The 14,236-nt window shown below is 49.8% G+C and carries 16 protein-coding genes; 5 read left to right on the plus strand and 11 right to left on the minus strand.

The features are described 5' to 3' along the window. Positions 1-24: 24 nt before the first annotated feature. From ACEW81_RS01335 to ACEW81_RS01350, 4 genes are all read right to left on the minus strand, one after another. Positions 25-1,326, minus strand: a complete 1,302-nt coding sequence (locus tag ACEW81_RS01335; protein ID WP_373531160.1) for a competence/damage-inducible protein A — start codon at positions 1,324-1,326, stop codon at positions 25-27. A gap of 279 nt (positions 1,327-1,605) precedes the next feature. Further along, entirely contained in the window at positions 1,606-1,917 is a 312-nt protein-coding gene (locus tag ACEW81_RS01340) for a hypothetical protein (RefSeq protein WP_373531161.1), read from the minus strand. Positions 1,918-1,963: 46 nt separating this feature from the next. Beyond that, positions 1,964-2,323 carry a phage holin family protein gene (locus tag ACEW81_RS01345; protein ID WP_373531162.1) on the minus strand — a complete coding sequence of 120 codons (360 nt, stop codon included), beginning with the start codon at positions 2,321-2,323 and terminating at the stop codon, positions 1,964-1,966. A gap of 135 nt (positions 2,324-2,458) precedes the next feature. Then, positions 2,459-2,872, minus strand: coding sequence for a hypothetical protein (locus tag ACEW81_RS01350; RefSeq protein WP_373531163.1), 414 nt, complete (start codon positions 2,870-2,872; stop codon positions 2,459-2,461). Between the two features lie 547 nt (positions 2,873-3,419). Here ACEW81_RS01350 and ACEW81_RS01355 point away from each other — a divergent pair. Next, positions 3,420-3,638 carry a hypothetical protein gene (locus tag ACEW81_RS01355; protein ID WP_373531164.1) on the plus strand — a complete coding sequence of 73 codons (219 nt, stop codon included), beginning with the start codon at positions 3,420-3,422 and terminating at the stop codon, positions 3,636-3,638. 30 nt (positions 3,639-3,668) lie between these two features. On the opposite strand, the gene ACEW81_RS01360 is transcribed toward ACEW81_RS01355, so the two are convergent. The 4 genes from ACEW81_RS01360 to map form a co-directional block, all read right to left on the minus strand. Next, positions 3,669-3,983, minus strand: a complete 315-nt coding sequence (locus ACEW81_RS01360; RefSeq protein WP_373531165.1) for a hypothetical protein — start codon at positions 3,981-3,983, stop codon at positions 3,669-3,671. 372 nt (positions 3,984-4,355) lie between these two features. Further along, a complete protein-coding gene (locus ACEW81_RS01365) occupies positions 4,356-4,646 on the minus strand; it encodes a YciI family protein (protein WP_373531166.1) in 291 nt (96 codons plus the stop codon). Between the two features lie 142 nt (positions 4,647-4,788). Beyond that, positions 4,789-5,361 (minus strand): biliverdin-producing heme oxygenase, encoded by a 573-nt coding sequence (locus ACEW81_RS01370; RefSeq protein WP_373531167.1) that lies wholly within the window; start codon positions 5,359-5,361, stop codon positions 4,789-4,791. Between the two features lie 71 nt (positions 5,362-5,432). Next, entirely contained in the window at positions 5,433-6,197 is a 765-nt protein-coding gene (map, locus tag ACEW81_RS01375) for a type I methionyl aminopeptidase (protein ID WP_373531168.1), read from the minus strand. Positions 6,198-6,624: 427 nt separating this feature from the next. Here map and ACEW81_RS01380 point away from each other — a divergent pair, with 427 nt between their 5' ends. Further along, positions 6,625-7,173: a hypothetical protein gene (locus tag ACEW81_RS01380; RefSeq protein WP_373531169.1), complete on the plus strand. Its 549-nt coding sequence runs from the start codon at positions 6,625-6,627 to the stop codon at positions 7,171-7,173. A 107-nt stretch (positions 7,174-7,280) separates the two neighbouring features. On the opposite strand, the gene ACEW81_RS01385 is transcribed toward ACEW81_RS01380, so the two are convergent. Further along, positions 7,281-8,147 carry a metallophosphoesterase gene (locus tag ACEW81_RS01385; RefSeq protein WP_373531170.1) on the minus strand — a complete coding sequence of 289 codons (867 nt, stop codon included), beginning with the start codon at positions 8,145-8,147 and terminating at the stop codon, positions 7,281-7,283. Between the two features lie 188 nt (positions 8,148-8,335). On the opposite strand from ACEW81_RS01385, the gene ACEW81_RS01390 reads away from it, so the two are divergent. From ACEW81_RS01390 to ACEW81_RS01400, 3 genes are all read left to right on the plus strand, one after another. Next, on the plus strand, positions 8,336-9,367 hold the full coding sequence (locus ACEW81_RS01390; RefSeq protein ID WP_373531171.1) for a diacylglycerol/lipid kinase family protein: 1,032 nt from the start codon (positions 8,336-8,338) through the stop codon (positions 9,365-9,367). Positions 9,368-9,453: 86 nt separating this feature from the next. Beyond that, entirely contained in the window at positions 9,454-10,506 is a 1,053-nt protein-coding gene (locus tag ACEW81_RS01395) for an AI-2E family transporter (RefSeq protein WP_373531172.1), read from the plus strand. 88 nt (positions 10,507-10,594) lie between these two features. Further along, a complete protein-coding gene (locus ACEW81_RS01400) occupies positions 10,595-11,095 on the plus strand; it encodes a DUF2721 domain-containing protein (protein WP_373531173.1) in 501 nt (166 codons plus the stop codon). On the opposite strand, the gene ACEW81_RS01405 is transcribed toward ACEW81_RS01400, so the two are convergent. Together ACEW81_RS01405 and ACEW81_RS01410 are read right to left on the minus strand one after the other, a co-directional pair. Beyond that, a complete protein-coding gene (locus ACEW81_RS01405; protein WP_373531174.1) occupies positions 11,085-11,702 on the minus strand; it encodes a retropepsin-like aspartic protease family protein in 618 nt (205 codons plus the stop codon). The genes ACEW81_RS01400 and ACEW81_RS01405 overlap by 11 nt on opposite strands. A gap of 269 nt (positions 11,703-11,971) precedes the next feature. After that, positions 11,972-13,819, minus strand: a complete 1,848-nt coding sequence (locus tag ACEW81_RS01410) for a ShlB/FhaC/HecB family hemolysin secretion/activation protein (RefSeq protein ID WP_373531175.1) — start codon at positions 13,817-13,819, stop codon at positions 11,972-11,974. Between the last annotated feature and the right edge of the window lie 417 nt (positions 13,820-14,236).

Consider the following 14,236-nt stretch of genomic DNA (forward strand, 5'->3'; position numbering starts at 1 on the left):
ACCCGGCCCACACTTAAGCCTTTTTTAAGAATTGCCCGCCTCAAAAACATCGCTTTCCAGCTGGCCCTTCAAAAGCTGAATGAGATAACTGAGGGCGTATTGGGTAACCCCATGCTTAATGTCTTGTCGGCTATAGCGGCTGTTGACCAACACTTTTTTAACCCACACCGACTGATTCCGGGCCAACCCGATATAGGCCAGTCCCACGGGCTTTTCCTCGCTGCCGCCATCCGGCCCCGCAATGCCGGTAATGGATACCCCCAAATGGCTACCGCTGAACTTCAGAATACCCTGGGCCATTTCCGCCGCCACCTGGGGACTGACCGCCCCGTGCCGCTCCAGTGTGTCTTCAGACACTCCCAGCAAGCGGGTTTTCTCGGCATTGGCATAAGTGACCACGTTCAGGCGGGTATAGGCGCTGCTGCCCGCAATATCCGTGAGGCGGCTGCTCAGCAGGCCCCCGGTGCAGGATTCCCCCACCGACACAGAAAGCTGGCTGGCCTTCAGCAATTGCCCCGCCAAGGCTTCCAGAGTGGCCTCATCGTCGCCAAAATAATAATCGCCGCAGCGCTTTAAAATTTCCGCCTTGACCGGGGCCATTAAAGCCTCGGCGGCATCCACGCTGTCCGCCTTGGCGGCAATTCTAATTTTCACTTCCGCACGACCCACATAAGGGGCCACGGTGGGGTTGGCGCTGCTCATCAGGTCGGCAAGCGCTTCCCCTAAACTGGATTCTCCAATGCCGAAAAACCGCAAATAGCGCACTTGCAACACCGGGGCCTGTTCTCCCAAATGGCGTTGTTTGGCCCGAATCCAGGAGGCCCCTTGCGGCCACATGCCCACCAGCTCTTTGGGCACACCGGGAAAGGTGAGTAGCAAAGTGGGTCGCCCGGTTTTGTCAGAAACATCCCAGGCCACTCCCGGCGCGGTGCCTACCGGGTTTTTGATGGTTTCCGCCCCTTGCGGCTTTTTGGCCTGCTTTAAATTACTGTCCGACAGGGGCAAGCCCCGCCCCATAAACCACTGGCGAAGGGCCTGTTCCGATTCAGGATCGGTGATTAACGGGGTTTGAAAAAAATGGGCAAGAGTGGCCATGGTCAAATCATCTTCGGTGGGCCCCAGTCCGCCGGTAAAAATCAGCAAATCCGAGCGTTCAATGGCCTGCTGAATCACCCCCTGAATGCGGGCCGGATTATCGCCCACCGTGACATGATAATGCACATCCACACCCAAGGCGGCCAGTTCCCGAGAAATCCAGGCCGCGTTGGAGTTAATCACATCTCCAATTAAAAGCTCACTGCCAATGGCAATTATTTCAGCCTTCATGCCCAGATCCTCTTTCCATAATTATTGATGCCGATTTTTGTAAGCGCCTTGGTGCATGCGTACTCGTCTATGCGTACTCGATGATTCGCCTGAGCGCCCCGTAGCGAACCCGGCAAAATGTGGTACTTGCTTTCCAGTGTAGCCAAAGGACCACCCAAAGCGCAAACGCCGAAAAACCGAAACCCCTGTAAGGGTTCCGGCCAAGGCATTCAGTCAATTTTTAATTCAGAGATAATTCAGAGAGGGGAAAATTCCCAGCCATTCAATATGCAGCGGGCGCTACAGGCGTTGGGCGTTCACCACTTTGCGGTTCTCACTGGCATCATTCAACCAGGCCAGCAGATAGGCCATTAAGCCCGCTCGTACCAAGCCTTCGGCCTGACGCAAACCAAAGCGGACCAGACCGCCGCCCATACCACTGACTAGCAGGCCTGCCCCCATGGCAATGCCCATGCTTTGCAACGGGTAATCCCGCACCATTTTTTGCCAGTCTTTATAAAAATCAATGCGATCCTCAATGCGATGGGCAATATCAGTAATTTCCTGCTCTTTTTGATCGCGTTTTGAGCGTAATTCCGCCGTTGTGGTCATAAAAATCTCCTTTATAAAAAAACCATAGCGCCTTTGTGTGCGGCGCTTAATCGATATCAAGCCGCTCCGTTTTTTTGCGAATTTCCACCATCATGGCACCCGCCAACAAAGCGGCCAGCAGCAGGTAAACGCCACTGGTAATCATGGCGGCCCAGGCCAATTCCAGCCAGCGAGCCAATAACAGGGTCAGGCTCACCCCAAAGAACAGCACAAAGGTAAAACCAATCACAGCGGCAGCCAGCCCCAGGCCCAGCGCCACCAGAAATTTCTGTCCTTCCAGCTTGATTTCGGCTTTGGTCAAGGCAATTTGGGTGGCAATCAGTTCGCCCACTTTGGCGATTAATTCGCGCAGCAATTGACTGAAACTCGATTTTTCAGATCGATCCGGTAAAAACGAAAGGCTCATGTTCAATCAACTCCTTTTTCTCTCAGCGCATCACAGTGTGCAAAATATGGAAATGGCTAAAACCGTTTGAATACGCCGAACGCAGGGCTTACCTGACAGGCCAGTCGTTAGAGCGAGCGCACAAGGCGCACGCTCTTAACGGATTTGGGAATGACGTCCGCCGGAAAACAAACGACCCAGCAACAGGCCCGCCACCAAGCCTACCAAAATACTTTTGCCGGGATACTTGCGAATCATGGACTGGGACGAACGCAATAAATCATCCGACATGCCTTTGGCATCTTTGGTTTCTACATAGCTGGCCAAATGCTCAATGCGCTGAGAGGTGTTTCTTAATTGAGTGGACGTTCTACCTCTGGCGCTGTCAATTTTCTGGCCCAATTGGGTGCCCAGCTGACTGGCCTGATCCCGCAACTTGCCTTTCAGTTCAGAAGTTTGCTCAGTTACTTTTTCTTTTACGCCGGTCAAACCGCCTTTCAGGTTGCTGGCCGGTTCATTGGTGTAGCTATTGCCGTTGGCGTACTCTGAAGTGTAATCTTGCTCGTCCATATTAAAACTCCTTTTCACTAAACAATTTCAATTTCTGGCTAAATAGGCCCTTGCCTGTCCGACTGATTACATCCTGTTGAGAACGCAGTCTGAATGCCAGTACAACAAAAAGCCTCAGTTCGCCCGAGGCGATAACGACCCCTTCACCAGAAATTTTGAGGTTACCCCCTATTGTTGCAATTGGAGGCTCAGCAGACAATTCACCACTTGTCTACAGAAAACTAGCTGACCTTCTATCAGAATTTTCGGTATTCTTACTACCCTTATTACACTTTAGCGCTACAAAACCGTGAATTCAGCCATTCAAAACCAAATCAGCAGGCAACAAATGCCCTGGATCAGGGTAAAATAGCACCTGTTTCAATCAGGACGCTCCAACCACCAATCCACTCACTCTTTTATTTATATCGAATTCACACCGATGGGCAATTGCGTGTTCCCAAGTCAAAAGATACAGTAATTTGAAGGCAGGCGTTTGTTTTAAACACTGGTTTAAGCGCCTCGGCCTAAGCCAAATCCGCATTCACATTAAAGGGAGTACACATTTATGAAAACCACTTTTGTTCTATCCTTGGACGAAGACACGGCAGTGTTTATTGAACAAATGCGGGAACATCTGGGCAACGAAGATCCCAACACCTATATCAATCGTTTGCTCCGCCAGGAAAGAGATCGCTCAGGCATGCCCGCCCGTCAAAGCACTCAATCCGTAGAAAATCATGAAATGGAAAAATTCATTGATCAACAAATTCCCAGCGCTGGGTAATCGTTTAAAATCATCTTTAGCGAATGGGCACTATCTTTTTTTCTGCACTTTTTCAAAATGCCCCAGCGTTTTTAGCTTGGTTCGCAAACAGGCTCTCAGGCGATCATCAAAGCGTCGATAATTTTCATCCAGCGATGTTAGATCACCGCTGGAGCTGAGGTTACTGACCAGGTGATCGCCTAGTACCTGAACCATAAATTCCTCAAACTCCTGAGGGTCAATCTGTTTATTTTGATCTTCCAGACGGTTTAAAATTTCTCCGTAAAAATGTTCCAGGGCTTCAAACACACGCACTTTCGATTTACGTTGACGAACACTTTGCAAATTCACAACAGTGGCTACCATATTTTTATTCCTCATCCAGATAGTTAGCGGTTTTCTTTTGTTGCCCCATTTAAAAACAGCCAAACGGGTGAAGCCATTCCTCGCTGGTCTAAAATCAAGACTCAACCATGCTTGAGAAATGGGCCGATGGTCTAATATCACCCACCCTAAACCGGCCAGCCCATTGCCACGCTCAACCTCGGAATGATATCAAACGCCAAACAACTTATTCCCCACACCCTGTGTTAAAGCAAGCCCGCTACGGATGGCGTTCGGGCTTGCTTTTTTAAAAAAGCTCAAAGGTCCTACCACTCCCCAAAAAGGATAGCTGAGCGTTCAAAATACGCTATCAAAAGCGCTGCGTTTTTTACCGGGAAAGTCGGGCTTAACGCACTAAGCGTTTAGCCATTCCGCTAAAAAAGGCTGAAATTTGGTGGGCGTAAACTCATAAATTTCGTAATCGGCAACGCCTTCTGTTTGAAATGGATCTTCCGCGAAAATTTCCAATACCCTGGCTCGACTTTCCGCTTTGGCCAAAATAACGCCGCCTTCGGGTGGATTCTGGCGCCCGGAAATCAGCAAAACGCCTTGCTCGTAATAGCGATCTAAAAACGCCCGATGGGCAGGCGTGTGAAGCTCGATCTCTTCCATGCTTTTTTTATATTTTACAATAACAGCAAACATCGTGGTATGAGTCCTTTTAAATTTTTTAAAGCTTAATTTTTGTCTCAAGCTCAAGCATTTTCAAGCTTTTTAATTGAATTCTTCCGTACTGGTGCAAAAAACGAAGATACTCGCCCATGCAATCTACAGCGCCAGTGATTCGTTATTGATCCATCCAGCGGTGCAGGGCCTGAAAAGTCTCACCGGCGGCATGAACCACCGCATCGCCTTCTCCGTTTTGGGCCACGCTTTCATCCAGATAAGTTTTAAAGGCTTTCCACTGGCTCATGGTGTCTTTGCCATACCCTTCATAAAAAGCAAGACCCTGGCTTTCCAGGTTAAAATGCGCCCGTAAGCGTTTGGCGATAAATTGTGAACCGTGGGTAGAACCTTCCATCACATAAATGCAACCCAAAGCCTGAGCCATGGTTTCCGTAGGGGGTAAATCGGTGCATTCCGGCAACTGAGCCAGTGATTCCGGGGTGTGATCAAAAAACATCAAATCTTTTTGCAGCAACGGCAATTTAAATCGCTGGTGGTAAGCCAATGCGTCCATAATCTCGGGGTGCTGGCCAAATGCCCGTTCCAGCGGTTGATAAAAACCATAGAACTTTTCCAGAAGCTCAATATATTCCGCTTTGGAAAAATCCTCACTACCCAAACGGGTCAAGCGCTTGGCGTTTTCAATGGCCTCATGGTGGCAAGCGGTTTCGGTTTTCAGTAAGTCACTAATCATAGCGAATGACCCTCCGGCATATTGCAGATTCTAACGCCTTAACCATAGATCCATCCATGCACAGGGTCAAGCTAGCCCAAGGAATCCCCGGTGATATTTTCCAGCCCGTTTTCGCCCATTAGCAAGGTATCCGCAACGTGGGCCGCCAAACTCCCATTTTGGGTTAAAAACGTCCACCCATCATCGGCCACTTTAACCTGGGTATCCCCCAAAGACAGCATGGGCATTAAGGTAAAACAAAGGCCGGGCACTAACAAAACCCGCTCCTCCAAATCAGCCGGGTCATTCGGCACCGCCGGGGCATCATGCAATTGCTTGCCAATACCAGCTCCTCCCAAGCCCTGAAGCACCGTTAAGCCAAAGGCTTGAGCGGTTTCTGGAACCACCCCCAACAGTTCATTTAATGTTTGCGCCTGCCGGGATTGCGCAATGGCGTTGGCTATTACTGTGGCTGAGCCTGCCAGTAATTTTTGAACCGCTTCGCTGGGCGTTTGGCCCACCCAAAACGAACGGGCCGCTTTGGCATAAATACGCCGATACTCGGCAGCCGTAGCGATACTGACCAAATCCCCTTCCTGAATCAACCGCTCCCGAGAAGGCGGACCGTTTACAATTTCATCGTTCAGGGAAACACAAATGGCGTGATTAAAACCATTAAAACTTTTAAACGGGGCCGTTGATCGATGGCGGGCCAAAAGCTGGTTGGCCAAGCGTTCCATGGAAATTAAAGAGGTTCCCGGCACGCAATGTTCGGTTAAAGCCTCCAGCACCGCGCGGGTTATTTTCCCAGCCTCTCGCAAAGCTCGCAAATCAGACTGATTTTTCAAAATACCCATGCCCATCCTCCCACTTCACGCTGTTTTAAATGTTGGCTCCCTGTTCATTGTAAGCCAGTTTCTCTCAGGGCTTCAACGGAAAAGCGATCTCGAAAAAACGGATCATCCAGTGATGGTTCATTCCAACCCCTTTTTTAAAAAATGGAAACCCAAAACAGCAAAAGCAGCAAAAACAGAATGAGGAATTCCGCGTTTACAGTTTATTTTTAATTTTTTTCAGTTAAAATTTAGCGAATGCAAATTAAGAAACAATCAACATGATTCAACCGTTTTAAAAATATTGGCTTTTTTATTTTGTATTCAAATGGGTAGAAAAAAAGCTGGCGAGAGAGAGATTTTTTTAAAACAGCGTGGTTACTATTGAAGCTTGACGTATTAGAAACACCCTCCCTTTCTGGATGATGCGTGGAATGATGGAGTCTTATCAATGCCTATTAAATTCGATACTCTAGAGGAACTGAAAGCGTTTTATCACGCATTCAAAGTATCAGAAGAATCAGCTGATACGCTGGAAGCGCCAAAAAAGCGAGGTCGCAAACCCGGCGCTAAAAATATCACCGCTGCTCCCATAGCGGAAGAAACGCCAAAAAAACGGGGACGCAAACCCGGTACTCAAAATATCGCCGCTGCTCCCATAGCGGAAGAAACGCCCAAAAAACGGGGACGCAAACCCGGTACCAAAAATATCACCGCTGCTCCCATAGCGGAAGAAACACCCAAAAAACGGGGACGCAAACCCGGCGCTAAAAATATCGCCGCCGCTCAAACAACAGAGGTAACGCCCAAAAAACGAGGACGCAAGCCGAGTAGTGTGGTCAGTCAAAAAGCAGATTCCACCACCCTCAAAACCAAGCCTCAAAAAATGACTGCCAAAGCCGTTTCAGGTCGAAAGCCAGCCGCTCAAAAAACAAAAATAAAAGCAACGGCACCCAAGGGCAAACCTGGAAAAAAATCAGCGGTCCGCAAATCAAAATAAGCGTTTTTTCAACCAACCCGTTTCATCAAAATCAACGCTCAAAAGTTGTTTTAAAGCCCCGAATGATTTCGGGGCTTTTTGATTTCGGGGCTTTTTTAAGCGTTTTTTTAATGGATTTGTAAATGCGGATGCGGTTGAGCCACTGCCAGCGGAAGGTTTATTGAAAACTGATCCAGAACATTGCCCGTATCATCAATTACTTGAGCACTTAAGCAGTTTTCAAAATACTCAAATGCCATAAAGTGATGCCGGGAAGCCCGAATGAGAGAAGCGGGTTCTGCTTTTTTTCGAAATTCACGCAAGTCGGCCCCGCCGCCCCCGGAGACAATATAGGTGACCTCATTCACCGGCTCAAAGCGCTCATAATCATGCTCGTGAGCGGACAGATAAAAAGCCGCGCCATGCTTTTCCAGCATGGGTTTTAAATGGCGCTTCAGCCGGGGTGTGGACCCATGAAAACCGGAAGACATGACCGGGTGATGCCCGCACACAATTTTAATGGCCGAATCATCGCTTTTGGCAAAAGCCGTATTTAGCCATTTACGCTGGGTTTGTCGAAACCGGTTGGTATCCAGCATAAAAAAATGGAAGGGGCCAAATATGAAATCGTAATAAGTGTCGGGCATATTAAAAAAGCGCATGTTTTCCCGGCGGTTAGACATCCAGAAGGCAGGGTACCCCACCCCCAGCGGCCCTGAAATATCATGATTGCCCAACACCGGCTTAAAAATAACCTGCTGCTCCAGCAAGGGTTGATATAAAGCGGTAAAACGGGATTCTCCGTACTTGAGGGCATCTCCGTTGGGATAAATATTATCGCCCAGCAACAAAACCAAATGGAAAGGATGTTGCTGGTGATAGCGGGCCAACTGCTCGGCAATACGCTTCTGGGCAGGCAGGCCAGACCCTCCGTCTCCAAACACTACAAAGCGGAGCGGGGTAGCGGGTTCAAGTTCAGTCGTTGAAAAACTCACAATTGCTCCTGTAAGGCGATAGGAATAGCGGTTAAACTATGCAAGAGTAATACCCTACTGACCAGTTATTAAAAATCGTGATCGCCTTTCTCGTCAAACTTATTGTACCTGAACCGGAATCACGGCACCGGACTGAACGGCTTACTCTACTTTATTCTGTTGACGTTATTTGATAAGCGGTGTTTCCCATGACTCGAATTTTGCTCATCATCAATCCCAATGCTGGCCAAACCACAGTGGCCGAATTTGAAGAGGCATTGGCGGCGGAAATGACCCGCTTACAAGATATTGACCCTGACAGGGGCGCCATTCAGATTGATAAACTGATTCCTGAATCCCCAGAGCAGATGCGAACCACTTTGCGCCAGCAATGCGCTCAAAACCTGGTGGATATTTTGGGCGTGGTGGGGGGAGATGGCACCATTATGGAGGTGCTGCCGGTACTGGTAGAGTTTCCGGCGGTGAAACTGGCCCTGATCGCTTACGGCACAGGCAATCTGCTGGCGGTCAACCTGGGCATTCCCAAAGACTTCGCAGGGGCCATTGACACCCTGCTGACCGGCCGCCCCCGGCGCATTGACATGGCCCGGATTAACAATGACTACTTTGCGCTGCTTGCCGGGGTGGGCGCGGTGGCCGACATTATGGAAAGCACCCCCCGGGCGGATAAAAAGCGCTTTGGCATTTTAGCTTATGTCATCAACGGCATTCGAACCGTTTGGTCCGCCCGCCGCAGCCGGTTTAAAATCACCACCGAAAATCGAACCTTCCGGGCCCGTGGCGTATCGGTGCTGGTATCAAACGCGGCCAGCTTTTTAGGCCCTTGTGTGCCTTTAACCCCGGATGCGGAACCCGATGATGGCCTGCTGGATGTTTGTATCATCCGCTCCCGCTCCAATCGGGATTATTTTTCCACCTTACTGGAAGCCATTTTACAACCGGCCTCAACCTTGATGGCCCGCAATATTGTTCACTTTAAAACCCGCAAACTACGGATTGAGTCCACCAAAACGCTCAACGTGCAAGCCGACGGTAATATCATTGGCACCACCCCGGTGGACATTGAGATTATTTGCAACCGCTTGCAGGTGATGGTTCCCCTGCAAGCGTTTGAGGGCCCTTCTCTCCCCAAAGAGGACTCCAAAACATCCTTGCTGGATACCTTGAAGTGTTATCTGGAAACCGCCCGCCAAACGGCCCAGTCGGGGCTGACAGACTAAAGCGGCATCCCCATGGCCGGGTTGTTTGTTTGCTAACTGTATTAAAATGAGAGTATCCAGCCCTAAAAAAGGACAACAAGATCTCAATGGAAAGCTTCAAACAGAAAACCGTTTGGCTGATTGGCTTAGTGCTGGTGCTATGGCTTTTGTATATGGCGCAAGAAGCCCTGGTGGTTATTTTTGTGGCCTTTATTTTCGCCAGCGCCCTGTTGCCGCTGGTAGAATGGCTGGATAGAAAACTGCCCCGCTGGCTGGCGGTGTTAATTCCTTATCTCATTCTGGTGGGCCTGTTTGTGGGCATTATTTTTCCGGTGGGGGCCATCACCTGGCAGCAGTTCAATCTGTTTATTAAAGATTTGCCTCATTATCTGGACGGCATGAGAGACTGGGCCGGACAATGGACCTTTATGAGCAAGCGCTACCCCTTGCTCACCCGGTTCAGCCCGGATCTGCTCATTCAACAACTATCCAGCCAAAACACCCTGTTTTTATCAGGCTTTACCGGGGTCACCCGTCTGGTATCCCAGTTGGGGCTGGATTTCCTGAGCGCCCTGATTATCAGCCTGCTGTTGTTGATGGACCGGGAAAAAATAGAGGGCTATTTTCTGCAATTTCAGCCCAAAGAGCGACACGCTCGCATTCAGGCCCTGATGGATCACCTGATTCGCAGTACCGGCGGCTTTGTATCGGGTCAACTAATGTTTATGGCCTCGTTTGGCCTGCTGATTACCCTGGGGCTTTATATCATTGGGGGGCCATTTCCGCCTTTCGCCGTTTTGCTGGGCGCGCTCAGTGGCCTATTAACGCTTATCCCTATTTTAGGGCCCAATATCGCCATGGCCGCGGCGCTGGTTATTGCCCTGTTTAGTCCGGTGGGCTGGGTGGGGGCACTGTGGGTGCTCGTTCTGTTTATTGCCGTACAAGCACTGGCCAACAATATTATTGGCCCGCTGATTATGGGCCGTGCGGTGGGCCTGCACCCACTGGCCATTTTGCTGTCCTTAATGATTGGCGGCTTTGTGTTTGGCCTACTGGGTCTGGTGCTGGCCATTCCCGTGGTAACTTGCCTGAATATCATTCTGGAAGAATGGTTCATTGCTCCTCAACACCGCGCCTCAAAGACCCTTTTAAACCACTAATTTGAACCACTAAAATCTGAACAACTAAAATCATCGCCCCGTTTTTATACCAATAACCGCCACTCACTCATTGAAAGGTTGATTCATTATGATTACAGCCAACAGTATCATCACGGAGTCGCTGGCCCCTGCCGTTACCATTACCGGCTTGGCCCTGCTGCTGAACGGTGTCAATGGACGGTTTTCCACCGCCGCCACCCGTGTTCGGGAACTCAACCGGGAACTTAGAACCTCCACCAGTCCTACCCGCATTGCCAATATTCGGCAGCAGGTGCCGCTTTTTATGCGCCGCATTCATATGATTCGCAACGCCGTGTTTGTCATGTTTGGGGCCTTGGGACTGATGGTGTTTTCGGCAGTCTCTATCGCCCTGTATCAGCTGCATTTTGTGAAATGGGAAATGGTCCCGGTGTGGTCCTTTTTAGGGGGCCTGTTGCTGATGCTGCTGGCCGTGATTATTGAAACCTATGAAACCACCCTCAATTTACGGACCCTGGCTTTGGATGTGGACAATGGACTGGAGCAAACCAGCTCAAAAACCGCAAGCAGCGCCCATCCCCCTTCGGAACCATTGCTGGTTAACGACTAATCACCAATTTATCCTGCTTGAAGGAAAGCTCCATTCCCCGGAAAAAACTCATGCCCAGCAGCCCCGATAGTTGCGGGGTGTCTCCCAAATCAGTAATCACCGCCTCTACATCATCCACCCGCATACCGCCCAAGGTTACGTGCTTGAGGGTGACCACCGGGGCGTTAAACGTGCCGTTGGCGGTCATGACCGGCAAGGTGGGTGTAGTGGCCACCACTTTGATACCCAGCTGCTCGGCCATTTGGGGGGTAATGACGGTGTAGCTGGCCCCGGTATCCACCAGAAAAGTGGCCATGTGCTTTCGGTTCACCACGGCAGGCACCACAAAGGTATTGTCGGTTTGAGGCAGCATGGTAACCTCCGCCCGACGACTGGGGTTTAACGATTTCTCCTGATCCGTGTCCTGAATTTTTCGCAGGCTTTCTTCAGCCATGCTAACAATAAGCGGGTTTTTGGAGGTGGAGGCCAGATTACCAAAAAATGCTTTGGCCTCCCGTAAGTCCTGACCACGACCGGGGTTGACATCAATAGCCGAACTCACGGCTGGCATGACCAAGCCCATTAAGCCAGCCAGCACAATTGTCAGAAACCGATTTCCGTTCATCATGCCACTCCCTCACTTCCCTGTCGGTTCCTAAAGCTCGGCCATACGAGGCCTTGCTTTATCCATCTTGCCGTGTTTCCAACCCGTGGCGCATCCTCTCTTTTTATGAGACGCGCCATTATTTATTTGTTCATTTAAAAATAGATTTATATGTCTCAGTCTATCCGGTTTGCAACACCCCAGCGCATGTTGGCCCACTATTTCTCGACAAATAAAAACCCCGACCGCAAAGCCGGGGTTTTTAAAAAGGATCTGGTGCCGGTTAAAACCAATTACCGGACCCGAGGGTGCAACAGATCAATCGTTTCCAGGGTGGGATCAGCGATATCCGATTGCAACTCACTGGTTCGAATGACGCCCACGCTACGAACTCTGGGAACGTTGGCCTTGATGGGGGTCACTTTATCCGTGCGGCTTTTATAGTCATTGGAGAACAATTCGCTACGCACCCCAAAGTGAATACGGGCGGTGGGCTGATTGCCAAAAGGCTCTATGTCTTTGCGGTTTTGCAGACCGAAACCAACATCCACAAAGCCCTGAGCGTAATCGGTCAAGTGGGCTCTTACCCCAAAACCGGCGCTGAGCAAAGAGGTCGCGGTATCAGCATCGAAAAACTGACTGCTTTTATCACGCCAAACCTGGCCGTAATCCGCAAACAAGGCGCCCTGAATGCGCTCACCCATCCAGGCATTAATCTTGGACAGAAAAGGAATGGGATAACGCCATTCGGCGCCCACATTATAGCCCTTATCGCCAATCATAACGCCCTGCGTGTAGCCCCGTACGCTGTTAATGCCGCCCAGCTGAAATTGCTCGATAGCGGGCAGGGAATCCGGGCTCCATTGAGAATAGGCCCGCAGGATGAGCAAGTTGTTTTTGGGCAGCCGGGTCACACGGGTTAAGTAGTTTTCCAGTTTGAAAAAGCTGCTGTTAGCGCCCAGCCATTCTGGGGCCACCGTTGCTTGCACCCGAGAAAAGGAGCGACCAAAGCGATCGTAGTTATCGTAATTCAAGCCCAGCGCCATGGAGCGAATATCGTCGGTGCTGATGCGGTCGCCATCATAAAAGCTGCTGACTCGACGAGCGTTAAAGCCCAAATCGGTGGTCCAAACCCGCTCTTTACCCAAGGGTTGAGAAACCAGCAAGCCGTAGTTGTAGGCGTTGCCGATCAATTCACGCTGGTTGGGCAGCCTTAAATCCACATCCACGTGGCTAAAGCCGAACAACCCGCTAATTTCAGTGCCTTTACTGCCCACCGGCAAGGTGTAGGAGCTGGAGGCAATGGTAGAACCGGTAGAGCCGGTATAACGCAGGTCAAAGCGATCGCCGCGGCCCGTTACGTTGCGGTTGGCGAACTCAGCGCCCCAACGGTACAAGCCGATAAAAGGACGACCGGCGTTATCAGCGGTCAAGGCCAACTGAAAGGGCTGTTGCTCTTTTACATCCAGACGAATTTTGGTTTCCCCGGTGCGCTCGCCCGGTAACAGGGTGGCTTTTAAGCGGTAGGGTTCCTGCCGGTTGATGCGAAGCAATTCTTTTTCCAGCGCCGGAATATTCAGAGGGTCCCCTGGATTTTCAGAAATGCGCTTTTCAATCACCTTGGCTTTGAAGTACTTGTTACCAGTCACTTCCATATCACCAATCATGCCTTCCAGCACTTTAATGGTGATAGCGCCACGCTCCAGATCCTGAGGCGGAATGAAGGCCAGAGAGGTTAAATAGCCCCGCTTGCGATATTCCTCGTTAATATTTCCAACCAGAACCGCCAACTCTTCGGGGTTCAGTTCCCGGCCTTCGTAAGGAGAAACAATGCGACGCATTTCCTCGTTACTAACAATGGTGTTGCCTTCTACCTCTACCCGATCTACCCGGAAATTATCGCCGGAAACTTGCAGCACAGGAGGCTGGGATTCAACCCGAATACCTTCATCTTCAATTTTTTCTTGAATAGGGCTGGCCTGTTGGGTGGCAGAGGTTGGAAAATAGGACGGATCACTCTGGGGGTCAAACAAGGTACCCGGATTTGCCTGAGAAGGAAAAACCTGGGCCTGTGCGAAGGAGGGAAACAACACCAGCAAACTGGACAGGAATATCAGCGAACGTTGCAAATCGGATCTCATAAGATGGACGCATCCTTTTATTGGATTAAGTAAGTCTTCACGAAAAAACCAGGGGAAATGTTGGAACATGGTAATAAAAAGGAATGGAGTATAAAAAATTCCTTCCGAGGTAAGGGGCGCTTCCAAAAGCATGACCAGCCAAAAACATGATTAGAAGGATGACTTTAGGAAACCTGTATTATAGGAAATCAAAACTAAAAGTAAATTAAAAAAACAGGTTGCGAAGAAACATTTCGAAGCAGACATATAAAAGGACGCTTTATTGACCCTCATTCAGCAACCCGCAACACATCTTCACGCAAACCTTGCCTTGAAAAATTTTTAATGTATGATTCACACTTGAATATTCTTATTAAAAAGCATCCGACATTTCCAATTTTTCCAATTTACCCCCTTTTGGCCACCCTTTTACCTTTG

Origin of the sequence: Vampirovibrio sp. (assembly GCF_041737375.1) — a bacterium.
GTDB lineage: Bacteria > Cyanobacteriota > Vampirovibrionia > Vampirovibrionales > Vampirovibrionaceae > Vampirovibrio.

Bases quoted from the DNA above. Each gene is read 5' to 3' on its own strand.
- ACEW81_RS01360 (WP_373531165.1), bottom strand. From the start codon at position 3,983: ATGGTAGCCACTGTTGTGAATTTGCAAAGTGTTCGTCAACGTAAATCG.
- ACEW81_RS01400 (WP_373531173.1), top strand. From the start codon at position 10,595: ATGATTACAGCCAACAGTATCATCACGGAGTCGCTGGCCCCTGCCGTT.
- ACEW81_RS01370 (WP_373531167.1), bottom strand. From the start codon at position 5,361: ATGATTAGTGACTTACTGAAAACCGAAACCGCTTGCCACCATGAGGCC.
- ACEW81_RS01405 (WP_373531174.1), bottom strand. From the start codon at position 11,702: ATGATGAACGGAAATCGGTTTCTGACAATTGTGCTGGCTGGCTTAATG.
- ACEW81_RS01335 (WP_373531160.1), bottom strand. From the start codon at position 1,326: ATGAAGGCTGAAATAATTGCCATTGGCAGTGAGCTTTTAATTGGAGAT.
- ACEW81_RS01365 (WP_373531166.1), bottom strand. From the start codon at position 4,646: ATGTTTGCTGTTATTGTAAAATATAAAAAAAGCATGGAAGAGATCGAG.
- ACEW81_RS01340 (WP_373531161.1), bottom strand. From the start codon at position 1,917: ATGACCACAACGGCGGAATTACGCTCAAAACGCGATCAAAAAGAGCAG.
- ACEW81_RS01355 (WP_373531164.1), top strand. From the start codon at position 3,420: ATGAAAACCACTTTTGTTCTATCCTTGGACGAAGACACGGCAGTGTTT.
- ACEW81_RS01350 (WP_373531163.1), bottom strand. From the start codon at position 2,872: ATGGACGAGCAAGATTACACTTCAGAGTACGCCAACGGCAATAGCTAC.
- ACEW81_RS01380 (WP_373531169.1), top strand. From the start codon at position 6,625: ATGCCTATTAAATTCGATACTCTAGAGGAACTGAAAGCGTTTTATCAC.
- map (WP_373531168.1), bottom strand. From the start codon at position 6,197: ATGGGTATTTTGAAAAATCAGTCTGATTTGCGAGCTTTGCGAGAGGCT.
- ACEW81_RS01390 (WP_373531171.1), top strand. From the start codon at position 8,336: ATGACTCGAATTTTGCTCATCATCAATCCCAATGCTGGCCAAACCACA.
- ACEW81_RS01410 (WP_373531175.1), bottom strand. From the start codon at position 13,819: ATGAGATCCGATTTGCAACGTTCGCTGATATTCCTGTCCAGTTTGCTG.
- ACEW81_RS01395 (WP_373531172.1), top strand. From the start codon at position 9,454: ATGGAAAGCTTCAAACAGAAAACCGTTTGGCTGATTGGCTTAGTGCTG.
- ACEW81_RS01345 (WP_373531162.1), bottom strand. From the start codon at position 2,323: ATGAGCCTTTCGTTTTTACCGGATCGATCTGAAAAATCGAGTTTCAGT.